The following is a 21,445-nucleotide window of genomic DNA, read 5'->3' as shown; positions in this document are numbered from 1 at the left end:
AGTGTGCGAGAAGAACGCCCGTGCATGGTGCATTAGACGGTTGTTGTTTTATACCGCGCGGCAGCACCACGGAAAATCTTGTGCAGAAGCGGGAAGAAAACAGCAAGATTTTTCAAAGGCATAGCTTTGTCTTGTTTTTGTAATTAAATGAAACAATAATCTGGCATGAATATTTCATGGCATTTACCTCAAGCCTGGATCGATGACCTCGGCCTGTAAGTCTTGTTCAGTCATGTAAAAGAATCGCCATGGCAACGAAGCCTGAATGCTCCCCAGCGGGCATTCGGGCTTTTTTTGTGCCGATTTCAGGTTCAGGCAGCTCAATAGAGAGAGGACTGCGATGAAGCCCTCCATACCCCTTGGCGTGCTCTACTCGAGTTCGGGCACCTACCAGCGCATCAGTACCAATGCCCTGAGTGGCGCGCGGCGCGCCATCGACGAGATCAACGCAAGCGACGCTTACCGCGTCTCGCTGGCGCCGTACTACTTCGACCCGTGCGGTGAACTCGATGCCTACCACGCCGGTGTCGAAAGCTTTCTTGCCCAGGGCGTACGCCACGTCGTCGGCACGACCACGTCGGCGAGTCGCAAGGACATCGTGCCGGATTTCGAAAGGTCGGGGGCGCTGCTGTGGTACGCCAGCCCCTACGAGGGCTTCGAATGCAGCGAGAACGTCGTCTATCTCGGCGGCTGCCCCAGCCAGAACCTGGTGCCGCTGCTCGATTACGCGCTGCGGACGCTGGGCAGGAAGGCGGTGCTGATCGGTTCCAACTACGTGTGGGGCTGGGAGAGCAATCGAATCGCCCGCGAATTGGTCGAGGCCGCCGGTGGCCAGGTGGCGGCGGAGCGCTACTATCGCTTCGGCGACGCCGGTTTTGTCGACATCATCGAGCAGATCGTCGCCGACGACACCGCCTTTGTCCTCAACAACCTGGTCGGTGAGTCGTCCTACCATTTCCTGAATCAGCTCAGCGATGCCTGTGCCGCGCGCGACATCGCCATGCCGGTACTGAGCTGCAACTTCACCGAGTGCGAGTTGCCGGAAATCGCCGATGTCTCGCATGTGCGGCTGATCTCCTGCGGCCCCTGGTTCGACGTGCCCGGCAATGCCTTCGCCGCAGACCGGGGCGTGACGCCTGGCGACCAGTGCTACTCGCACTGTTTCACCAGCGCCTATAACGCCGTGCACCTGCTGGCCCAGGCCTGCCAGGCCACCGGCAGCGACGATCCGCAGAGTGTCCTTCGGTGGCTGCACGCCACGTCGCTGCCCACGCTGATGGGTGAGCTGAGCGTCAACGCCTACAACAACCACCTGAAACTACCGTGTCGTATCGCCGAGGCCAGAGGCGGCCGCTTCGAGGTGATTCATCAGGAACCCGGCCTTCTCGACGCCGACCCCTACCTGACACGCCCCCGCCTGTCCCGTTTTCAAGAAATCGCCGCCAAGGCAACCGTTCCCAACCTGAGGATCGTCAAATGAGCTACGACGCCCGTCAGGCTCTGCACCCGCAGCTACTGCTGATCGACTGCGAAGAGCGCACCCGGGGGATGCTGCAGAAAAGCCTGGACCGCCTGGGACTGCCCTCGCTGGCCGTGGCCGACGACGAAGTCGTCTCGCTCGAGCAGGTCGATGGCGTGATCGTCGAGCTGGATCACTTCTGCAGCGAGCACACGCTGGCCCAGGCCCGGGCATTGGGGCTGCCGATCGTCGCGGTGACCCATCACCAGAGCCTGTCGCAGATTCAGCGCGCCATTCGCCTGGGAGCCACGGCGATTCTCAACAAGCCGATCACCCAGAGCACGGTCTACACCACGCTGATGATGGCGCGCGGCCTCAACGCCAAGCTGCAGGAGGCCGAGGCGGCCCGGCGCGAGCTGTCCGACACGCTGGCCCAGCGTGACGTGATTGCCAAGGCGGTGGCGCATCTGATGGTCAAGCTCGAACTCGACGAGCAGGAAGCCTACGAGCGTCTGCGCAGCCATGCCATGACCACCCGCCAGTCGCTGGAGCGGGTCTGCCGGACCCTGCTGGAGCCGGCGTCGCTGTTCGCCCACCCGGGGAGTGCCACACCATGACGCTGCTACGCGCGCTGTTCAAGCGCAAGACCGTCGCCATCGCCCTGCTGTACATCGTGATCGTCGTGGTGGCGGCCGTGTTCGCTCCTTGGCTGGCTCCTTACGACCCTACCGAGCAGTTCTTCGAAGGCTTGTCGATGGAGGGCGCGCCGTTGCCGCCCAACGACGAGTTCCTGCTGGGGACCGACCTGCTGGGGCGCGACCTGCTCTCAAGGGTCATCTATGGGGCGCGCACCTCGCTGATCATCGGTATCGTCTCCAACGGCATCGCCGTGCTGATCGGCACCCTGGTCGGGATCACCGCCGGCTTCGTGCGCGGCTGGATGGGGTCGGTGCTGATGCGCCTGACCGATCTGATGATGGCCTTTCCGGCGCTGCTGCTGGCCATCGCCCTGGCGGCGATCCTCAAGCCCAGCCTGTGGATCGTGGCACTGGTGATCGCCATGGTGAACTGGGTGCAGGTCGCCCGCGTCATCTATTCGGAAACCATCTCCATCGCCTCGAAGGACTTCGTCGCCGTCGAGAAGACCATCGGCGCCAGCGCGCCGCGCATCCTGTTCTCGCACCTGTTGCCGCATCTGCTGCCGACCATTCTGGTGTGGGCGACGCTGGGCATCTCCACCACGGTACTGCTCGAGGCCACGCTGTCGTTTCTCGGCGTCGGCGTGCAGCCGCCCATGCCCAGCTGGGGCAACATCATCTTCGAGAGCCAGACGTATTTCACCTCGGCCATGTGGCTGGTGCTGTTCCCCGGCATCGCCATCATCGCGCTGTCGCTGAGTTTCAACCTGGTCGGCGACGCGCTGCGCGACGAGCTCGATCCGACCCTCAAGGGGAGAAAGTAAATGGCCTGGTTCATCGTCAAGCGAATCGCTCATGCCCTGCTGATCCTGCTGGGCGTCACCTTCATCACCTACCTGCTGCTGTACCTGATCCCGGCGGATCCGGCACGCCAGATCGCCGGACGTAGCGCCACCGCCGAGGTGGTCGCCAACATCCGTCATCAGCTGGGGCTGGATCTGCCGTTCTACGAGCAGTACCTGCGTTACCTCGGCAACCTGCTGCAGGGCGATTTCGGCCGCTCCTACGTGCAGCGTTCGGAAGTCGCCACCCTGATGGGCGCACGCATCGGGCCGACGCTGCAGCTGATGGCCGCGGGCATCGGCTTCGAGCTGCTGATCGGCGTCACGCTGGGCATCATCGCCGCGCTCAAGCGCAACTCGGTGCTCGATCAGGTCCTGATGGCGTTCTCCTTCATCGGCGTCTCCTCGCCGCACTTCATTGCCGCGATGCTCGCCCTGTACTTCTTCGCCGTCTATCTCGGCTGGTTTCCGCTGGGCGGCTACGGCGGCGTCGAGCACCTGCTGTTGCCCGCCATCACCCTGGGCGTGCTGGGCAGCGGCTGGTACTCGCGCATGGTGCGCTCGTCGATGATCGACGTGCTGCATCAGGACTTCGTCCGCACCGCCCGCGCCAAGGGGCTGACGCGCGTTCGTGTGCTGCTTCGCCACGTACTGCCCAATGCCATCATCCCGGTGATCCCGATGATCGGTATCGACATCGGCATCTTCATGAGCGGGCTGGTGGTGGTGGAGTCGGTCTTCGGCTGGCCCGGACTGGGGCAGCTCGCCTGGCAGGCCATCCAGCAGGTCGATATCCCGATCATCGTCGGTGTCACCACGCTGTCGGCAGTGGCCATCGTCGTGGGCAATCTGGTGGCCGACCTGGCCGTGCTGTTCGTCGATCCCCGTATTGACGTGAACAAGTCCTAACTCGACTCAAGGAAAAAAACCATGCATCGCAAACTCAAAGGTTTCGCTCTGGCCACGTTGTGCGCGGCCATCAGTGGTCAGGCACTGGCGCAACAGACGCCTCAGGAGGGCGGCGACATCACCGTCACCTACCAGAGCGACGTGGCCACGCTCGACCCGGCCATCGGCTACGACTGGCAGAACTGGTCGATGATCAAGAGCCTGTTCGACGGCCTGATGGACTACAAGCCGGGCACCACCGAGCTGATCCCCGACCTGGCCGAGAGCTACGAGATCTCCGAGGACGGCCTGACCTACACCTTCACGCTGCGTCCCGGCGTCACCTTCCACAACGGTCGTGAGTTGACCGCGGCCGACGTCAAGTACTCGCTCGAGCGTACCGTCAATCCCAAGACCCAGAGCCCGGGTGCCGGCTTCTTCTCTTCCATCGTGGGCTTCGACGCCGTCTCCAGCGGCGAGGCCTCCGATCTCTCCGGTATCACCGCACCCGATGCGCACACCGTGCAGATCCAGCTGAAAGCGCCGGATGCCACCTTCCTGCACGTCATGGCGCTGAACTTCGCTTCCGTGGTGCCCAAGGAGGCGGTCGAGCAGTGGGGCGGCGACTTCGGCAAGCATCCGGTCGGCACCGGCGCCTTCAAGCTCGACAACTGGGCGCTCGGCCAGCGCCTGACCTTCGTCAAGAACCCCGACTACTTCCGCGAGGGGATTCCTCATCTCGACAAGATCGACTTCGAGATCGGGCAGGAGCCCAACGTGGCGATGATGCGTCTGGCTCGCGGTGAGGTCGATATCGCCGGCGACGGCATTCCCCCGGCACAGTTCATCGCCATCAAGAACGATCCGAACTTCAAGGATCTGCTGGTGGTCGGCGATCAGCTGCACACCGGCTATCTGACCATGAACGTCACCATTCCGCCGCTGGACAACGTCAAGGTACGCCAGGCCATCAACATGGCCATCAACAAGGAGCGCATCGTCCGCGTCATCAACGGTCGTGCCACGCCGACCAACCAGCCGTTGCCGCCGGCCATGCCCGGCTACGACGACAGCTACGCGGGCTACTCCTACGACGTCGAGAAGGCCAAGGCCCTGCTCGCCGAGGCCGGTTACGCCGACGGTTTCGAGACCGAGATGTTCGTGGCGAACACCACGCCGCAGCCGCGTATCGCCCAGGCGATCCAGCAGGACCTCGCCCAGATCGGCATCCACGCCTCGATCAAGTCGCTGGCCCAGGCCAACGTCATCGCCGCCGGCGGCGAGAAGGACCAGGCGCCGCTGATCTGGTCGGGCGGCATGGCATGGGTCGCCGATTTCCCCGATCCCTCCAACTTCTGGGGTCCGATCCTGAGCTGCGAAAGCGCCGTACCCGGCGGCTGGAATTGGGCGTGGTACTGCAACGAGGAACTCGATGCCCAGGCCAACGCCGCCAACGCTATGGTCAAGCCCGAAGAGCAGGAAGCTCGCGCCAAGCTCTGGGGCGAGATCTTCACCTCCGCCATGGCCGACGCGCCCTGGGTGCCGATCTTCAACGAGCAGCGCTACACCGTGCATTCGGCACGTATGGGCGGCGAGGACGCGCTGTACACCGATCCGGTCAAGGTGCCGGTCAACTACGACCACATCTGGGTGAAATGAATGTGTGACAACGGACTGATCAAGACCATCCATGGCCACCACAGCCATCTGGGATGGGACAACGCCAATGTCCCGGCCGCGCATGTTGCGCCGGGCACCCGGCTCGAGTTCGAGTGCAACGACTCCTCGGGCGGGCACTTCACGCCGGACTCCGGCCTGGATGCCGTCGCCAACATGCCGTTCGATCGCATCAACCCGGTCACCGGGCCGATCTTCGTCGACGGTGCCGAGCCGGGCGACATTCTCAAGGTCACCATCGAGCGCTTCACCCCGTCCGGTTTCGGCTGGACGGCCAACATTCCGGGCTTCGGACTGCTGGCCGACCAGTTCAAGACGCCGGCATTGGCCCTTTGGCACTACGACACCGAGCACATGACGCCGGCGGCCTTCGGTGAGCATGCCCGGGTACCGCTCAAGCCGTTCGCCGGCACCATTGGCGTAGCCCCGGCGGCAGCCGGCAACCACTCGATCGTGCCGCCAAGGCGCATCGGCGGCAATCTCGACATCCGCGACATCGGCGTGGGCACCACGCTCTACCTGCCGGTGGAAGTGGCGGGCGCGCTGTTCTCGATCGGCGATACCCACGCCGCGCAGGGCGACGGCGAGGTGTGCGGCACGGCGCTGGAAAGCGCCATGGACGTCACCCTGACGCTGGATCTGATCAAGCAGACGCCGCTGGCCATGCCGCGCTTCTCTACCCCGGGCCCGGTCACCCGCCATCTCGACGGCGCCGGTTACGAGGTCTTTACCGGTATCGGTCCCGACCTCATGGAAGGTGCGCGCCAAGCCCTGAGCGGCGCGATCGACTGGCTGGTCAAGACGCGCAACATGCCCGCCGAGCAGGCCTACATGCTGTGCTCGGTATGTGGCGATCTGCGCATCAACGAGATCGTCGACATGCCCAACTGGGTGGTGTCGTTCTACGTGCCGCGGATCGTGTTCGAGTAGAGCCCGTCCTCGGTCGGCCGCGCGTCGCTGATACGGCGCGCAGTCGCCTCGACCGGGAGGTCCGCAGGATGCCCCGGTCGGGAGCGCTCGCTGGAAAAGTGAACAGGCTCTGGCTACAGGAGTTACCCACTATGGCTTCTTCCCGGGAACAGCAGGCGCAGTGCCTGCTTTCCGTCGAACGCCTGTCGATCGACATCTCGCATGAACACCACACGCAGCGTGTCGTCGACGATCTGAGCTTTGCGCTGCATGCCGGGCGTACCCTGTGCATCGCCGGCGAGTCGGGCAGCGGCAAGTCGCTCTCCTCGCTGGCCATCATGGGGCTGCTGCCCAAGGTGGCGCGCCTGCCCAGCGGGACCATCCGCTATGGCGATCAGAACCTGCTGGAACTGCCGGAGCGGGCCATGCAGCGCCTGCGCGGACGCGAGATCGCGATGATCTTTCAGGAGCCGATGACCTCGCTCAATCCGTTGATGACGGTGGGGCAGCAACTGGAGGAGACGATTCGCCGCCACAAGTTGGCCGAGGGCGGCCAGGCGCATAAACGCGCCCGCGAGATTCTCGACGCGGTACGCGTGCCGCATGTCGACAAGCGTCTCAAGCAGCATCCTCACGAACTCTCCGGCGGCATGCGCCAGCGGGTGATGATCGCCATGGCGATGGTCTGCAATCCGCGCATCCTGATCGCCGACGAGCCGACCACCGCGCTCGACGTGACCATTCAGGCGCAGATTCTCGAGCTGATGCGCGAGCTGCAGCGCGAATTCGACACCGCACTGCTGATGATCACCCACGACATGGGCGTGGTGGCCGAGATGGCCGACGACGTGGTGGTCATGAATCGGGGCGTCGTCGAAGAGGCGGCGTCCGTGCGCCAGCTCTTCACCGCTCCTGAATCGGCCTACACGCGCAAGCTGCTTGCCGCGGTGCCGCGCCTGGGCACGGCGGAGAAGCGACCGTCACGCAGCGAGCGTCCGGTGGTGCTCGAGGTGAACGACCTCAACGTGCGTTTTCCGGTAAGACGCCGCACGCCATTCGAAACGCGCACCGAGGTACGGGCCGTGGAAGGCGTGAGCTTCGCGTTGCATGCCGGGGAGACGCTGGGCATCGTCGGCGAGAGCGGCTGCGGCAAGTCGACCACCGGCAAGGCGCTGATGAACATGCTCGACTTCACCGGCAGCGTGACGCTGGAAGGGCGCGAGCTCAACGGCCTGCGCGGCGAGGCACTCAAGGCGGTACGCCGCGATATCCAGATGGTATTCCAGGATCCGTTCGCGGCGCTCAATCCGCGCAAGACCGTCGGTGAGCTGGTCGGCGAGCCGCTGCTGGTGCACCGGCTTGCCGACGCGGCCGAGCGTCAGGCACGCGTCGTCGAGCTGCTCGAGCAGGTCGGTCTGCCGGGGGATGTCCGGCTGCGCTACCCGCACCAGTTCTCCGGTGGCCAGCGCCAACGTATCTGTATCGCCCGGGCGCTGGCGCTCAATCCCAAGGTCATCATCGCCGACGAGCCGGTATCGGCACTGGATGTCTCGGTGCAGGCACAGGTGCTGGAGCTGCTGGAGGCGCTGCAGCAGCGTCTGGATCTGAGCTATCTGTTCATTTCCCATGACATGGCGGTCGTCGAACAGATCTGTCATCGCGTGGCGGTGATGTATTGCGGACGCATCGTCGAGACCGGCAGTTGCGAGCAGGTGCTGCACAATCCGCAGCACCCTTACACCCAGCGCCTGCTGTCGGCAGTGCCCATGCCCGACGTCGACAGCAAGCGGGATTTCAAGGCGCTGCTGCAGGCCAGCGAGGTACCCGACCCCATCAAGCCGCGGGATTACCAGGCACCGGCGGTGCGTTATGCCCAGCCGCAGGAGGGGCATTTCGTCGCCATGTCATGAGCGACAGCCGGGTGGCGCAGCGGAGCGTGATGACAATCGACGCTCCCGATGATAATAAAGTGTTATTGTTACGCCCTCTTATAATAAATGGCGTTTCTATTCGGGAGGTTTCAGATGTCCTTACCCCTTCGTTCGCTGAGCCTGGTTGCCGGCTCGACACTGCTGGTGGCCTCAATGGCCCTGCCGGCAACGGCCCTCGCCGAGGAGGATGCGACGGTGCGCTTCTCCGCGCCGCCTTGGCCGGGCGTGACGATGAAGACCGAGATCGCCTCGCAACTGCTCGAGGCGCTGGGCTATGCGCCGAGTACCCAGCAACTGGGTGCGCAGATCACCTACGAGGCGCTCAACCTGGGCGAGACCGACGCTTATCTCGCGGCCTGGCTGCCGGCCCAGCAGGGCATGTACGACACCGTCGACGCCAAGGGCCAGCTGGTCGATCTGGGCAACAACGTCGATGGGGCGCGGATGGGCTTTGCGGTGCCGCGCTACGTGGCCGACGCGGGCGTGACCTCGGCCCGCGACATCGATACGCCGGCGTTCGCCGAGCGCTTCGGCCGCGAGATGTACTCCATCGAGGCCGGCTCGGCGACCAGCGACATCCTCAATGGAGCGGTGGACAACGATACCTACGGCATGGGCGACTGGACGCTGCACGAGGCCACCACGCCGGCCATGCTGGGGGCGGTGAAAAGCGCGACCCGCAACGATGAATGGATCCTGTTCTACGGCTGGACGCCGCACTGGATGAACATCGAATACGACATCGTCTACCTCGACGACCCCGAGAACCTGTTCGGCCCCGGCGGCGGGCGCAGCGACGTGCGCACCCTGCTCAACAAGACCTTTGCCGACGCGCATCCCAACGTCACCCGGCTGCTCGACCAGATGGTGTTCAGCGCCGACGACCAGAGCCAGCTGATTCTCGACTACAGCTACAAGGAACAGAAGGCCCGTGACGTCGCCATTGGCTGGATGCGTGACAACGCCGACAAGGTGCGGGCCTACATGGAAGGGGTCACCACCCGCGGCGGCGAACCGGCCTGGCCGGTGATCCGGCAGGCATTCGATCTGCCCGACGCCTGAAGTCTCGCGTTGATTTCGGCGCCCGGCTTCTGACGAGGCCGGGCGCCGACGTATCACTGGCCCGTGTCGGCCATCAGTGCCGCTTCGACGATCTCGATCCAGTAACCGTCGGGATCCTTGATGAAGACGACGTTCTTCATCTTGCCTTCGTCGGCGCGCTTGACGTACTCCACGCCCCGCTTGTCGAACCAGTCGGTGGCGGTAATCAGGTCCGGCACGGAAAAGCAGATGTGCCCGAAGCCCTGGGGCTGGGCATTGCCGTCGTGGTAGCGGAAGTCCGCCTGATCCTCGGTGCCCCAGTTGTGGGTCAACTCGAGCACGCCCTGGCGGCTCAGCGTCCACACGGTGCGTTCGCCGGCATCCTCGGGTACCCGATCCTCCTCTTCGAGGCGGGCCAGATAGAACAGCGTGAACTGCATCTCGGGAAAGTCGAGCTTGCGCAGCAGACGCATGCCGAAGATCTCGGTGTAGAATGCCAGCGCCTTCTCCGGATCCTTGACGCGCAGCATGGTGTGGTTGAACGTGAAGCCCGCGGCTTCCGGCGGCACACGGCTGGCGACGCCGGGATGGTCTTCGGTAAACAGGGGCATGAAACAACTCCTCATGTGATAAATGGTGTGAGAAAGCGTTAGCTGACAGGTGCTTAGTCTAGCTCAGCGCGGCCCTTGCCACCTCCTGGGCCCGGTGATGTCAACTGCGGCGTGAGGTCGCTGGCGCCACGGCGCAAACCTTCTACTGTAGAGAATGGAATGACTGTCATCGGACAGCTTCCTGCCCTCCCATTGTCTTCCCCATCGACGAGGTATCCCATGAGCTCGCGACCTACGATCAAGGACCGCCTCAGCCCCCTCCGTCCGGCCGGTGAGCGCAAGGGGCTGTGGCTCAAGGCCCTGGAAGAGGGGGCCGGCCTGCTGCAGGACGCCGCGCCTCTCAAGCATTTCGACGTCTATGTCGTCGGTTTCCACTGTGCCAAGTGCGAGCCGCACATGCAGATGGAGGCGCATCACTACTGCAAGGTGGTCAACGACGATTTCCTGCAGTGCACCATATTCGACGGCAACACCGCCGACGCCAATCTGATCGGCATCGAGTACATCGTTTCCGAAGCGCTGTTCGAGACGCTGCCGGAGGAGGAAAAGCCCTACTGGCATCCGCACAACCACGAAATCTTTTCCGGCGAACTGGTGGCGCCCGGCCTGCCTGACGCAGCGGAGAAGGCGTTCATGAAGCAACTGGTCAACAGCTACGGCAAGACCTGGCACACCTGGCATACCGGCCGTCATGATAGTCAGCCCGGCGATACGCTGCCCATGGGCGAGGCGCAGCTGATGTGGTCGTTCAACCGGGTCGGTGAATGCGACCAGGCGCTCAAGGACAACCGTGATGGATACATGGGCTTCGACGTGGCCAAGAAGGCTCGCGAGAGACAGGATTATGTCGGACTGGCCCATCCCCAGCGCGGTGTCGACACGCTGAAGGCGGCGTTCAGCGATACCCGGCCGGTGCCGGGGGTGGCAGAGGCCGAGCCCGGTTCCCGTGATGGCAAGGCCGAAAAATGATAATGTGAGCACTTACTACGCTTTGTCCGAACGATACCTGTGCATCCGGCGCCGGAATCGGCTCAAAGCCGTCATCCAAGTTTTGCAGGCTCCCTCTCTCACTGCCTTTGCCTTTTTCCGAGCATCGCTCGGCGTGGCTTCAGACAGAGTTCGAGGCTGACGGGCAGTGCGGTGAGACGCCCACCGCAGCCCTGCAATATGGGTTTCATGGCGATACGACTTTCATGAAGGGGAGCCGGCTTGATCGATGCGTTGATTTACCGTCTGGGGAACTATCTGGCACTGTCTCGCAGCGATGAGCAGATACTCAGGGACTCCGTGGTCCGGGTAGAGGAATATTCTAGGAATCAACAGGTTAACAGCGCCAATGAAAGGCCGGAATATGTGCATATCGTCGTCGAGGGATGGCTCTATCGCTACAAGTACCTCGAGCAGGGCAAGCGTTCGATTCTGGGTTATCTGATTCCCGGCGACGTCAGTGATATCCATATCGCGCTGCTCGATCACATGGATCATTCGGTCAGCACACTGACGCCGGCCCGATGCGCTCTCATCCCCCGCGAAAAGATCAGTCACATCTTCGAGAATCACACCTCGCTCGCCTATGCCTTGTTCTGGACATCGCTGGTCGAGGAGTCGGTCCTGCGCGAGTGGTTCGTCAACAACACCGGGCGCCCGGCCGACAAGCGCCTCGCCCATCTGCTCTGTGAAATGTATGTGCGTCATCGCGCGAGCGGTCTCGTGCATGAACACGCCATGCTCTTCCCGCTGACCCAGAATGATCTGGCCGATGCCATGGGCATCACGCTCGTGCACACCAACCGGGTCCTGCAGCGGCTACGCAAGGAGGGGCTGATCACTCTGGAAAACAAGCACTTGGTCATCAATGACTGGGAGCGGTTGCGGGCGTTTGCGGAGTTCAGCACGGACTATCTGCATCTGGAAGAGCAGAAGATCATGCAGCCACTGAAGCCATGACATCCTCGCCCTGAGCGGCCCGCCGACAAAGAAAAAGCCCGACCATCACTGGCCGGGCTATTCCTTGATGCTGCATATCCTTGCGGCTACCACGGCCATCCTGTCCGTGCATCCTTGGCACTCGAGCCATCCGTGTGCTTAGTCTTCCCTGCTTGAGCTCTTCCCTGCTCAACGGCGGCCATCTTCGCAGTATCGGGCGGTTAATGAATTAACCGAGGTTATCCTGATCTCAACTTTTTGTTACGCAACGTTATTGATAGCCCGTCATCTCCAGGTAACCCTCCCCCGCATGACTGCCCTCGACGCTGACGTTGCCCTCCCAGTAGGGAAAGGTCGTGTCCATCCAGCGCTCGGCGCGGCGCGCCCGTACCGTCACATCGAGGCCGAGTGCGGGCAGATGAATGCGCCAGCGGGTGGGAATACGACGCCCTGCCACCCGGCTGTAGGTCAGCGGCTGGAGTCGCAGGTCGTCGCCCTGTAACGGCGTGACCTGGCCCTGCGGCGTGATCCAGCTGCCCGAGACGTAGGCGTCCTCGCCGCTTTCTGCGTTTTCGCCTTCTCCGCCGCCGCGCAGACGAAAAGCCATCAGCTTGTGACCGTCATCGAGGTGCAGGGAGAACCAGTCCCAGCCCTGCTGCTGCGCGCCGAGCAGTTGGCTGCTCCACTCCCGATCCAGCCAGGCACGGCCCGTCACGGCGACCGGTTCGCCCGCGACCCGGATATTTCCGTCGACTCGGTAGAAGGGCTGGCTGTAGTACATCGAGCCCTGACCGTCGGCGGATTTCTGGCTGAATCCCGCTTCGCCATGCAGGACCAGCGGTCCCTCGGCCGTGAGCCGCAGACGATAGGCAAACTCGTCGCCACGGGCGTTGACGTTGAGCTGCCCGAGACCGCTCGCCGCTTCCGCGCTGCTCATTTGCCAATCATCGAGCCAGGCATGAAAGGGCACTGCCTCGACTCCGGCCTGGCCGCTGTTGTCGGGTAACGTCATGCCGCGGGCGAAGCGTTCGGCCACGTAATGCGCCTGCGGTGTCGACAGCGCCGCGTGGGCCATCCATAACTGGCGGCTGGCCCAGGGCGACGTGGCCGACGGATCGGCCGTAGCGTCTGCCGTCTCCGGCGGAGCGATGGCCTGGCGGAACAGCGTCCACTGCACGCCGTAGGGGGTGCCGTCGGCGGCCTGCAGATTAGCGGTGAGATACCACCACTCGATACGGTAATCGGGGTGCGGACCGTGATCCTCGGGGAAGTGCAGGCGTTGTCCGGGGCGCGCCTGGGCATAGCCGGAGGCCTCCACCCCCAGCCCGGCGAAGCTTTTCGTCTCCTTCCGCTCGGGTGACGAATGCACCATCCACAGCCCCGCGAGGATCGCCAGCAGGACGAACAACATGAGCCCCAGAACGAAATTGATGAGATGCGTGCTGTACAGGAATTTCTTCATGCGCGGGCGAACTCCTCGAGCAGGCGGCGCGGCGGGATGCGGCGCAGCCGCCACAAGGGCAGCAGGGCGGCGAGGGCGGTGACCGTGACGGCAGTGATCAGCGTCAGGCCGATCTGGCCGGGAAAGACGTGCAGCGGCAGCCGCCAGCCGAAGGCCGCGACATTGATCACCGCCACCAGACACCAGGCCAGGGCCAGGCCCAGCGGCACGGCGAGCAGCCCAGTCAGCAGTGCCGTGGCGCAAAGCTGGCCCAGCCCGGTCAGCAACAGCTGCATACGGGACACCCCCAGCGCCCACAAAGGCGCGAGCTGGGCACGACGCACCCCGGCCTGCGCCAGCAGGGTCGTCGCCAGCGCCAGTGCCGCCACTGCCAGGGTCAGGGCATTGAGGGCGCGGGTCACGGCGAAGGTACGCTCGAATACCTCGATCGACAGGCGCTTGATCTCGCGCTGGTCGGTCAACGCTTCGCCGCCCAGCGCGAAGCGGGCTACCAGCGCCTGGCGCAGCTGCGTGGCACTGGCAGCGGGGGCAAGGACTATCCCCAGCGTGCCGGGGGGCGCGGCGAAGACGTCACGCAGCGTATCGACCGGCAGGGTGACCTCGTCGCCGGGGTTGCCGTAGTCGGGATAGACGGCGGCGATCGGCCACTGGCGCATGCCGCGCGGAGTGCGCAGTGTCAGGCGCTGCCCCGGGGCGAGCCCGGCACGGTGGGCGAGCTGCTCATTGATGAACGCCGCGTCCTCTGACAGCGCCTGCCAGGCGGCGTCGCGCCCATCATGGGTTTCAAGTAGCGGCCAGCGCTCGCGCAGCAGTTCCGGGGTGGCGATACCGTTGAGTGCCACGGGGGACTCATGACCGGCCGCGTCGAGGCGCACGGCGTCGGCCTGACGTCGCGGCAGCAGGACGTCGACCTCGGCCCGCTCGCGCAGCCACTGTTCCAGCGCGTCGTACCGCTCGGCGTCGGGGTGCAGATAGAGATCGGCCAGCAGGCGCTGGTCGAGCCAGTCGAGAAAGGTCAGGCGAAAGCCCCCGACCATGCTGCTCACGCCCAGGTTGGCGGAGAGCGCCAGCAGCAGCGCCATCATCGCCAGGGAGATCCGCGGCAGTTGCAGTTGCAGATCGGCCGCCGCCCAGTGCGCCAATGGGGTACGACGCAACAGGTGGGCCGCCAGCGCGAACGCCCCGGCCAGCAGCGGCGGCAGCCACAAGGCGGCGCCCAGCAGCAGGGCGGCGACCAGGGCGAAGCCCAGATTGAGTTCCCGCTCCGCTCCGCCCAGGGAAAGAAATTCGAGTGCCAGCCACAGCGCACCGGCCAGCAGCAGCAGCAGACTGCCGCCGAGTTTCATGCGACCGAGCTGGCGGCGATAGCCCGCCCGCCAGGCCTGAGCGCTGCCCAGTGCCAGAGGGTCGAGATGCGCGACGCGCCACAGGGTGCCTGCAGCGGCGGTCAGCAGGCCCGCCAGCGTCATCGACAGCCCGCCCAGCCAGTACGTGCCGGGCAGGGCGAGGCGGGCCCCCACCTCGGCGCCGTACAGCGCCTGCAGGCTGGCGGCGACATCGGGCAGCAGCAGGCCGGCCAGACTGACGCCGCTGACGATGCCCAGCGCCGCACCGACCAGCCCCAGAATCAGCATCTCCAGCGTCAGCAGCACGACCAGAGCGCGGGCCGACACGCCCAGGGCGCGCAGGGTGCGCAGCAGGCCCAGGCGCTGCTCCAGGGCCAGGCCCAGTGCGGCATGCACGATGAACAGCCCCACCACCAGCGCCAGCAGGCCCATGGCGGTGAGATTGAGATGGAAACTGTCGGTGAGCTGTCCCGGCGAGGCCAGACGCTCGGGCGAGATCCGCTGCAGCTCGGCCGGCAGTTCCAGTCGGGCCCCGGGCGCGGCGACCAGCCGGCTGATGTGCTCGCCCATGCCCAGTAGCGTCTGGGCAACGGCAATGTCGGTGACCAGGGTGCCCGGCGGTAGGTTGGGGTCGAGCTGCAGCGGCGGCAGGCGCCGCCCGTCGGGCAACTGCGGTCGTCGGCCCTCGGCGTGGCCTGCATCCTCGAGCCCCAGGCGCGTCAGGGTGTCCGGCGCCAGGCGAGTGCGGTAGGGCGGCAGCAGGAACGCTGCGAGACCCTCATTGCCACCGCGGGCATTCTGGCTTTCGCCGCCATGGGTACGGGTGAGCGGCGACCCCGTCGGCAGGCTCAGGGGATCGATGCCCAGCAGGGTGACTGCGTCATCTTCATCGATGGCCAAGCGGCCTTCAATGAGCGGCGAGACCGGCTGGCTCGCGCGCCTCAGCGACACGTAATCGGCGATCGTCAGCGGCATGGCGTCGCGGCGTTCGACACGATCGAGCTGGACGGTGAGCAGGGCCTCGGCGCGGGCGTAGCTATCGCGTGCCGAGGTGTTGATCGCCTGCACCCCGCTCCACAAGGCACTGGCGACCCACAGGCCCAGCAGCAGCATCGCCAGCTGTCCCGGATGGCGGCGGTAGTGAGAGAGCAGCGCGCCCAGGGCGGTACGCCACATCGCGGTCACCGGACCGACTCCTGCGCTGCCGCGGCGACCAGCCGGGCGTGACGAAGGGCGAGGCAGCGATCCAGCGGCGCGGCGACCCGCGGACTGTGCGTCACCATCAGCAGCGCACAGCCGCTTTCACGCACCAGGGCCAGCAGCAGGGCCAGCACCTCGTCGGCGGTGGCCTCGTCGAGATTGCCGGTGGGCTCGTCGGCGAGCAGTAGCTGGGGGCGTACCGCCAGGGCCCGGCCGATCGCCAGACGCTGCTGCTGGCCACCGGAGAGCTGCTCGGGATAGTGGTGCTCGCGTCCGGCCAGCCCCAGCCGGGCGATCAGGTGCGCCGACCAGTCCGAGTCCTCGCGCCCCGCCAGACGGGCCTGCAGCGTCAGGTTGGCCATCACGTTCAGGCTCGGTACCAGATGGAACTGCTGAAAGATCATCCCCAGCCGCTCACGGCGCAGCTTGGCCCGTTGCGGCTCGGGCAGCGTGGATAACGTGAGCCCGGCCAGGCGCACCGTGCCGTCGTCGGGCACGTCGAGCCCGGCGGCGAGATGCAGAAGCGTGGACTTGCCACTGCCCGACTCGCCCATCAGCGCCAGGCTCTCGCCCGCGTCCAGTCGCAGGTCGACGCCGTCGAGCACGCGTAGCGGCCCCTGCGGGGTGGGGTAGGTCTTGGTAATGTATTCGAGCTGCAGCATAAGAGAGCGGAGTGCGTAGGTGGCCTGGGGATCCAGGGTATCTGCGCATAGTAGCAGACCCGGACACCGGCCCCGCGACGATCCGGTGTTGAGCGGCAGTATCGCCGCTGGGACGATACTGCGATCCTTGAGGAGGGGGTGTTGAGGAAGGGGGCGTTGAGAAATAGAGCGGCTTAGAATTCGGCCCAGTCGTCATGTCCGGCCGGGCGGAGCGCTGGCACCTTGGCGTGGCCGTGGTGGGGCGGCAATTTGCGCGACATGTCTGTCGGGCGCGGGACCCGGACGCTGGACGGTGTAGCGCTATCTCCGGCGCCCTTGAAGAACGACACTTCCTGCAGCAGGGCACCGGCCTGGTCCTGCAGCGAACGACTGGCGGCACTGGATTGCTCGACCAGGCTGGCATTCTGCTGGGTCACCGTATCCATCTGCGATACGGCCACATTGACCTGATCAATGCCCTGTGCCTGCTCCCGACTGGCCACGGCGATCTCGGCGACCAGGCCGGACACCTGCTGGATACTGGCCAGGATCTCGCCGAGCGTCTGTCCGGTCCGGTCGACCAGCGTGGCACCGGCCTCGACTCTCGACACGCTCTCGTTGACCAGCCCCTTGATCTCCTTGGCCGCGTTGGCGCTGCGGCCGGCCAGGTTGCGCACCTCGTTGGCCACCACCGCGAACCCGCGGCCCTGCTCTCCGGCACGGGCGGCTTCCACCGAGGCGTTGAGGGCGAGCAGGTTGGTCTGGAAGGCAATCTCGTCGATCAATCCGACGATACTGGCGATCTGACGGCTGGAGGCGCTGATGTCGCCCATGGCACCGATGGCCTGCTGAACGACATCCCCACCGCGCTGGGCCTGCTGGCTGACCCCTTGCACCAGCTGGTTGGCCTGGGCGGCGTTGTCGGCATTCTGGCGGACGGTGGCGGTGATCTCGTCCATCGACGCGGCGGTTTCCTCCAGGCTGGAGGCCTGATCCTGCGTACGGCGGCTGAGATCGTCATTCCCCTGAGCGATCTCGTCGGCGGCGACGTTCACCGACTCGGCGTTGCGTCTTACCGAGCTCACCACGTTGGAAAACTTGGTTTCCATGGTCTTGAGCGCATGCAGCATGTCGCCGAACTCATCCTGGCAGGTGATTTCGACCGTGTTGTCGAGCTGGCCGTTGGCCATCGATTCGGCCAGCGAGCGTGCCTTGCCCAGCGGCTGCATGATGCCGCGTGACAACCAGAGCGTCAGCCCCAGCGCCAGAAGCACCGCAAAGACGATCACGGCGATCACCGTGTTGCGAAGATGGAAAAAGGTGCTGGTGGATTGCGTGTAGCTGCTTTCGGCCTGGGCAATGTTGCGGTCGATCAGTCCGGAAAGCCCGTTGAGAACGGGGGGATAGTGGGCGCGAAGAGCCGTGGTGGCGATCTCGCGGGCCTGATCGAAATCGTTGGCGATCATGGCGTCGTTGAGTCTGTCGATGCTGGCGCGCAGCGTCTGCAGGTCGGCATGGAACTGTTCCGCGGCGAGCTTTTCTTCAGGCGTGCTGACTCGCGCCGGATAATAGTTGGCCCAGGCCTGGTCGATCAGGGCATCGTTCTCGGCGACCTCGCCCTTGGTTATCGCAGCTGCTGCCGGGTCGCGATCACGCTGCTCGGCAGTGATCTTGACCCGGTTGCTCAGCAGCGCGTTACGCACCTTGCCGAACTCCATCAGGGTGATCAGGTTGTCGTTGTAAGTCCTTTCCAGCGCCTGGTTGGCGGAGTTGGCGCTGATGATGCCCAACACACCGACTACGATCAGTAATACGATACAAGCACCAAGGCTGACGGCCAGCCTGCGCTTGGCGCTCTTCTTCAGAAAAAGCATGGTGACGGTTCTCGTTGACGCCCCGTGACCGCCATGGGCGGTATGGGCCTTGGCACGATGATGGGAGGGGCGCGGCAGCACCGGCATCAGATTGCGGTTGCCGCGCTATCACCATTATCGGGCGAAAGCGTCGAGACTTTAGTCGTGTCCGTCACCTGGCGTCGGACGAGAGGTCATTCGCTGCGCTGCGACAGGGCGTCATGAAGCATCCTGACGTTGTGCCGGAACATGCCCAGGTAGGTGCTGGCTTCCCCTTCCTTGGCCAGGGTATCGGCATATAGGGTGCCACCGACGGTGACGCCGGTTTCCTGGCGAATCTGCTGGATCATTGCCGGGTTGCTCATGCTCTCGAGAAACAGCGCACGTACGTCCCGTTCACGAATCTGCTGGATCAGGCGCGCCATGTCGGCGGCGCTGGGTTCGGCTTCGGTGGATACGCCGACCGGGGCGAGGAAGTCCACACCATAGGCTTGGCTGAAGTAGCCGAAGGCATCATGGCCGGTGATCACCGTGCGATGTTCGGCAGGAATCTCGCCGAGTCGTTCGCGAATCTCGGCATCCAGAGCCTGGATCTCCTCCACATACTGCGCGGCGTTGGCGCGATAGTCCGCCGCGTGCTCGGGATCGGCTTCGATCAGCCCGTTGCGGATGTTGATGACGTACTGCTCGCCGCGCTCGAGATCCTGCCAGGCGTGCGGATCGGTGCTGCCGTGGTCGTGGCCGGCATGCGCGTGCTCGGATTCGTCATGGTGGTGGTCGTGGCCGTCATGATCGTCGTGGTCGTCATGCGCGGCATGGCCATCTTCATCCAGGCCTAGGGGCGCGACACCCTGACTCGCGACCACACGGGGGCCGGTATAGCCGCTGGCATCGATCAGCCGCTCCATCCACCCCTCGAACTGCAGCCCGTTGATCACCACCAGATCGGCGCTCGCCAGGGCGCGGGCATCGCTGGGGCTCGGCGAATAGACGTGGGCGTCGCCTTCGGGGCCGACCAGGGTCTTGACCGCGACATGGCTACCGCCGACCCGTTCGACCATGTCACCGAGAATGCTGAAGCTGGCGACGACATCGAGCGGCTCGGCCGCCTGAGCGGGCGTCAGGGCGACGACACCGGTGCCGAGCATGAAAAGAGCGATTGCCTTGCGCATGGGAGTGCCTCTGGTTGCAGGTGAAGGTCAGGATTCCTGCGCCTCGCGCGGTGCAGCGCGGCGGCGTAGTTGGGTGAGCAGGCTATGGTGGCGACCCATCAGCGCCGATAGCAGGTAGACGATGCCGGCCAGCAGGATGATGCTCGGGCCCGAGGGCAGTCCCAGGTGATAAGACAGCAGCAGGCCGCCCGTGCTGGACACCATGGCGATGACGATGGCGATGGCGATCAGCCCCTCCAGGCGCTTCGACCAGAAGCGCGCCGCCGTGGCCGGCAGCATCATCAGCCCCACCGCCATCAGCGTGCCCAGCGTCTGGAAGCCGGCGGTGAGGTTGAGCACCATCAGACCCAGGAAGATGCCATGCACCAGACCGCCGCGGATGCCCTGGCCGCGCAGGAACAGCGGGTCGAGACACTCCACCACGAGGATGCGGAAGATCAGCGCCATGACGATCAGCGTCGCGCTGGAGACCGTGGCGATCAGCACCAGCGCAGTGGTATCCACGGCGAGGATCGAACCGAACAGCACGTGGGTGAGATCGACGCTGCTGCCGCGCAGCGACACCAGCATGACGCCCAGCGCCAGCGAAATCAGATAGAAGCTGGCCATCGCCGAGTCCTCGCGGTGGCCGGTCATGCGCGATACGCTGCCCGCGAGCCCCGCCACCAGCAGTCCGGCGAGCAGCCCGCCCAGGCTCATCGCCGGCAGCGAAAACCCGGCCAGCACGAAACCCAGCGCCACGCCGGGAAGGATGGCATGCGCCATGGCGTCGCCGACCAGGCTCATGCCGCGCAGCATCAGGAATACGCCCAGCGGCGGGGCGGCCAGTGACAGGGCAAGCCCTGCGATCAGGGCGCGGCGCATGAAGCCGAAATCGGTCAGCGGAGCGATCAGTAACTCGGTGAAGGTCATTTCAATAGCTCGAACATGGCGGTACGTCACGCAGTTGCAGCGGAATGAGCGGGGCATGAAGATGCGGGCGCGCCGGCGCATGATGGCGCGTGGCGATGGCCTCCGGTGTGGTCCACTGGCCGTGCCCGGAAGCCAGCACCAGCACGCAGTCGGCCAGCTTGGCGACCTGCTCGACGTCGTGCAGCACGACGAGCACCGTGGCGCCCTGGTCGGCCATTTCGCGCAGGTTCTCGCCGAGAATATCGACGGTATGGGCATCGACGTTGGCGAAGGGCTCGTCGAGCAGCAGCAGCTCCGCTTCCTGCATCAGGGTGCGCCCCACCAGCGCGCGCTGGCGCTGGCCGCCGGACAGCTCGCCCAGCGGCCGATGGGCGAGCTCCGACAGGCCCAGGCGGCTCATCACCGATTGAACGCGACGATACTGCTCTGCGCCGTAGCGCCGGAAGGCGCCGTGGGTGGGCCAGCAGCCGGTGAGCATCAGCTCCTCGACGCTCATCGGAAAGGTCAGGTCCAGCGCCAGTTGCTGGGGCAGCCAGGCACGACGCTCCTTGGGCACCGTACAGCGGACCTGGCCGCTCAGCGGCTTCAGCAGGCCCATGATGGCCTGAATCAACGTGCTCTTGCCGGCGCCGTTGGCGCCGATCAGCGCAGTGATCGCGCCGTCTTCGAACGTGCCGTGGATGTTCTCCAGTACCGTGCGCCGTTCCTGGGCCAAGGTCAGGCGTTCGAGGGTCAGCCGGGCCGTCATTGCCAGGCTCCCGCGGCCCAGGCCACCGCCAGCCACAGCACGACCAGCGGCGCCAGCGACAGCAGCACGCGGCGTCCGGCGCCGAGCGACATCAGGGAAAAATGACAGGGCCCGTCAGGGCGGTGTCGATGTGCCATGAAAGAAAACATCCTCGGAAAGCTGGTGCGGGAAGGTTATAACATAACAAAA

Annotated in this window: 18 protein-coding genes and 1 pseudogene; 10 read left to right on the top strand and 9 right to left on the bottom strand. The window is 65.0% G+C overall.

Annotated elements, in window-relative coordinates; genetic code table 11:
- Positions 1-340: 340 nt before the first annotated feature.
- The 8 genes from ACYQ12_RS18360 (at position 341) to ACYQ12_RS18325 (ending at position 9,406) form a co-directional block, all read left to right on the top strand.
- The gene (locus ACYQ12_RS18360; protein ID WP_459874411.1) at positions 341-1,480 is read left to right on the top strand and encodes a transporter substrate-binding protein; all 1,140 of its coding nucleotides are present in this window, start codon (positions 341-343) and stop codon (positions 1,478-1,480) included.
- On the top strand, positions 1,477-2,076 hold the full coding sequence (locus ACYQ12_RS18355) for an ANTAR domain-containing response regulator (RefSeq protein ID WP_459874410.1): 600 nt from the start codon (positions 1,477-1,479) through the stop codon (positions 2,074-2,076). Before ACYQ12_RS18360 ends, ACYQ12_RS18355 begins: the two co-directional genes overlap by 4 nt.
- The gene (locus tag ACYQ12_RS18350) at positions 2,073-2,921 is read left to right on the top strand and encodes an ABC transporter permease (RefSeq protein ID WP_459874409.1); all 849 of its coding nucleotides are present in this window, start codon (positions 2,073-2,075) and stop codon (positions 2,919-2,921) included. Before ACYQ12_RS18355 ends, ACYQ12_RS18350 begins: the two co-directional genes overlap by 4 nt.
- Positions 2,922-3,848 carry an ABC transporter permease gene (locus ACYQ12_RS18345; RefSeq protein WP_459874408.1) on the top strand — a complete coding sequence of 309 codons (927 nt, stop codon included), beginning with the start codon at positions 2,922-2,924 and terminating at the stop codon, positions 3,846-3,848.
- A gap of 21 nt (positions 3,849-3,869) precedes the next feature.
- On the top strand, positions 3,870-5,486 hold the full coding sequence (locus ACYQ12_RS18340) for an ABC transporter substrate-binding protein (protein ID WP_459874407.1): 1,617 nt from the start codon (positions 3,870-3,872) through the stop codon (positions 5,484-5,486).
- Entirely contained in the window at positions 5,487-6,434 is a 948-nt protein-coding gene (locus tag ACYQ12_RS18335) for an acetamidase/formamidase family protein (RefSeq protein ID WP_459874405.1), read from the top strand. It begins immediately after the preceding gene.
- Positions 6,435-6,565: 131 nt separating this feature from the next.
- Positions 6,566-8,323, top strand: coding sequence for an ABC transporter ATP-binding protein (locus ACYQ12_RS18330; RefSeq protein WP_459874404.1), 1,758 nt, complete (start codon positions 6,566-6,568; stop codon positions 8,321-8,323).
- Positions 8,324-8,437: 114 nt separating this feature from the next.
- Positions 8,438-9,406 carry an ABC transporter substrate-binding protein gene (locus tag ACYQ12_RS18325; RefSeq protein ID WP_459874403.1) on the top strand — a complete coding sequence of 323 codons (969 nt, stop codon included), beginning with the start codon at positions 8,438-8,440 and terminating at the stop codon, positions 9,404-9,406.
- A 53-nt stretch (positions 9,407-9,459) separates the two neighbouring features.
- Here ACYQ12_RS18325 and gloA read toward each other — a convergent pair whose 3' ends face one another.
- On the bottom strand, positions 9,460-9,996 hold the full coding sequence (gene gloA, locus ACYQ12_RS18320) for a lactoylglutathione lyase (protein WP_459874402.1): 537 nt from the start codon (positions 9,994-9,996) through the stop codon (positions 9,460-9,462).
- A 219-nt stretch (positions 9,997-10,215) separates the two neighbouring features.
- On the opposite strand from gloA, the gene ACYQ12_RS18315 reads away from it, so the two are divergent.
- Together ACYQ12_RS18315 and ACYQ12_RS18310 are read left to right on the top strand one after the other, a co-directional pair.
- Positions 10,216-10,965 carry an OBAP family protein gene (locus ACYQ12_RS18315; protein WP_459874401.1) on the top strand — a complete coding sequence of 250 codons (750 nt, stop codon included), beginning with the start codon at positions 10,216-10,218 and terminating at the stop codon, positions 10,963-10,965.
- A gap of 240 nt (positions 10,966-11,205) precedes the next feature.
- Positions 11,206-11,943 carry a Crp/Fnr family transcriptional regulator gene (locus tag ACYQ12_RS18310; RefSeq protein ID WP_459874400.1) on the top strand — a complete coding sequence of 246 codons (738 nt, stop codon included), beginning with the start codon at positions 11,206-11,208 and terminating at the stop codon, positions 11,941-11,943.
- Between the two features lie 250 nt (positions 11,944-12,193).
- Here the strand turns inward: ACYQ12_RS18310 and ACYQ12_RS18305 are convergent, their stop codons facing one another.
- From ACYQ12_RS18305 to ACYQ12_RS18270, 8 genes and pseudogenes are all read right to left on the bottom strand, one after another.
- Positions 12,194-13,384, bottom strand: coding sequence for a lipocalin-like domain-containing protein (locus ACYQ12_RS18305; protein ID WP_459874399.1), 1,191 nt, complete (start codon positions 13,382-13,384; stop codon positions 12,194-12,196).
- A complete protein-coding gene (locus tag ACYQ12_RS18300) occupies positions 13,381-15,906 on the bottom strand; it encodes an ABC transporter permease (RefSeq protein ID WP_459874553.1) in 2,526 nt (841 codons plus the stop codon). The genes ACYQ12_RS18305 and ACYQ12_RS18300 overlap by 4 nt, the downstream gene beginning before the upstream one ends.
- Before the next feature lie 176 nt (positions 15,907-16,082).
- Positions 16,083-16,592, bottom strand: a pseudogene (locus ACYQ12_RS18295) (ABC transporter ATP-binding protein); the annotation flags it as partial.
- Positions 16,593-16,765: 173 nt separating this feature from the next.
- Positions 16,766-18,445: a methyl-accepting chemotaxis protein gene (locus ACYQ12_RS18290; RefSeq protein ID WP_459874398.1), complete on the bottom strand. Its 1,680-nt coding sequence runs from the start codon at positions 18,443-18,445 to the stop codon at positions 16,766-16,768.
- Positions 18,446-18,618: 173 nt separating this feature from the next.
- The gene (locus ACYQ12_RS18285; protein ID WP_459874397.1) at positions 18,619-19,596 is read right to left on the bottom strand and encodes a metal ABC transporter substrate-binding protein; all 978 of its coding nucleotides are present in this window, start codon (positions 19,594-19,596) and stop codon (positions 18,619-18,621) included.
- 27 nt (positions 19,597-19,623) lie between these two features.
- Entirely contained in the window at positions 19,624-20,508 is an 885-nt protein-coding gene (locus ACYQ12_RS18280) for a metal ABC transporter permease (protein ID WP_459874396.1), read from the bottom strand.
- A gap of 1 nt (position 20,509) precedes the next feature.
- On the bottom strand, positions 20,510-21,256 hold the full coding sequence (locus tag ACYQ12_RS18275; protein WP_459874395.1) for a metal ABC transporter ATP-binding protein: 747 nt from the start codon (positions 21,254-21,256) through the stop codon (positions 20,510-20,512).
- Entirely contained in the window at positions 21,253-21,393 is a 141-nt protein-coding gene (locus ACYQ12_RS18270) for a hypothetical protein (protein ID WP_459874393.1), read from the bottom strand. The genes ACYQ12_RS18275 and ACYQ12_RS18270 overlap by 4 nt, the downstream gene beginning before the upstream one ends.
- Positions 21,394-21,445 lie beyond the last annotated feature (52 nt).

The sequence above is a fragment of the Halomonas shantousis genome (assembly GCF_054654615.1).
The sequence above is the reverse complement of the archived record's forward strand: the minus strand, read 5'-3'. Positions and strand labels throughout refer to the sequence as shown.

Excerpts from the sequence above, each read along its gene's own strand:
- ACYQ12_RS18360 (WP_459874411.1), top strand. The coding sequence starts at position 341 with ATGAAGCCCTCCATACCCCTTGGCGTGCTCTACTCGAGTTCGGGCACC.
- ACYQ12_RS18355 (WP_459874410.1), top strand. The coding sequence starts at position 1,477 with ATGAGCTACGACGCCCGTCAGGCTCTGCACCCGCAGCTACTGCTGATC.
- ACYQ12_RS18350 (WP_459874409.1), top strand. The coding sequence starts at position 2,073 with ATGACGCTGCTACGCGCGCTGTTCAAGCGCAAGACCGTCGCCATCGCC.
- ACYQ12_RS18345 (WP_459874408.1), top strand. The coding sequence starts at position 2,922 with ATGGCCTGGTTCATCGTCAAGCGAATCGCTCATGCCCTGCTGATCCTG.
- ACYQ12_RS18340 (WP_459874407.1), top strand. The coding sequence starts at position 3,870 with ATGCATCGCAAACTCAAAGGTTTCGCTCTGGCCACGTTGTGCGCGGCC.
- ACYQ12_RS18335 (WP_459874405.1), top strand. The coding sequence starts at position 5,487 with ATGTGTGACAACGGACTGATCAAGACCATCCATGGCCACCACAGCCAT.
- ACYQ12_RS18330 (WP_459874404.1), top strand. The coding sequence starts at position 6,566 with ATGGCTTCTTCCCGGGAACAGCAGGCGCAGTGCCTGCTTTCCGTCGAA.
- ACYQ12_RS18325 (WP_459874403.1), top strand. The coding sequence starts at position 8,438 with ATGTCCTTACCCCTTCGTTCGCTGAGCCTGGTTGCCGGCTCGACACTG.
- gloA (WP_459874402.1), bottom strand. The coding sequence starts at position 9,996 with ATGCCCCTGTTTACCGAAGACCATCCCGGCGTCGCCAGCCGTGTGCCG.
- ACYQ12_RS18315 (WP_459874401.1), top strand. The coding sequence starts at position 10,216 with ATGAGCTCGCGACCTACGATCAAGGACCGCCTCAGCCCCCTCCGTCCG.
- ACYQ12_RS18305 (WP_459874399.1), bottom strand. The coding sequence starts at position 13,384 with ATGAAGAAATTCCTGTACAGCACGCATCTCATCAATTTCGTTCTGGGG.
- ACYQ12_RS18300 (WP_459874553.1), bottom strand. The coding sequence starts at position 15,906 with ATGTGGCGTACCGCCCTGGGCGCGCTGCTCTCTCACTACCGCCGCCAT.
- ACYQ12_RS18290 (WP_459874398.1), bottom strand. The coding sequence starts at position 18,445 with ATGCTTTTTCTGAAGAAGAGCGCCAAGCGCAGGCTGGCCGTCAGCCTT.
- ACYQ12_RS18285 (WP_459874397.1), bottom strand. The coding sequence starts at position 19,596 with ATGCGCAAGGCAATCGCTCTTTTCATGCTCGGCACCGGTGTCGTCGCC.
- ACYQ12_RS18280 (WP_459874396.1), bottom strand. The coding sequence starts at position 20,508 with ATGACCTTCACCGAGTTACTGATCGCTCCGCTGACCGATTTCGGCTTC.
- ACYQ12_RS18275 (WP_459874395.1), bottom strand. The coding sequence starts at position 21,256 with ATGACGGCCCGGCTGACCCTCGAACGCCTGACCTTGGCCCAGGAACGG.
- ACYQ12_RS18270 (WP_459874393.1), bottom strand. The coding sequence starts at position 21,393 with ATGGCACATCGACACCGCCCTGACGGGCCCTGTCATTTTTCCCTGATG.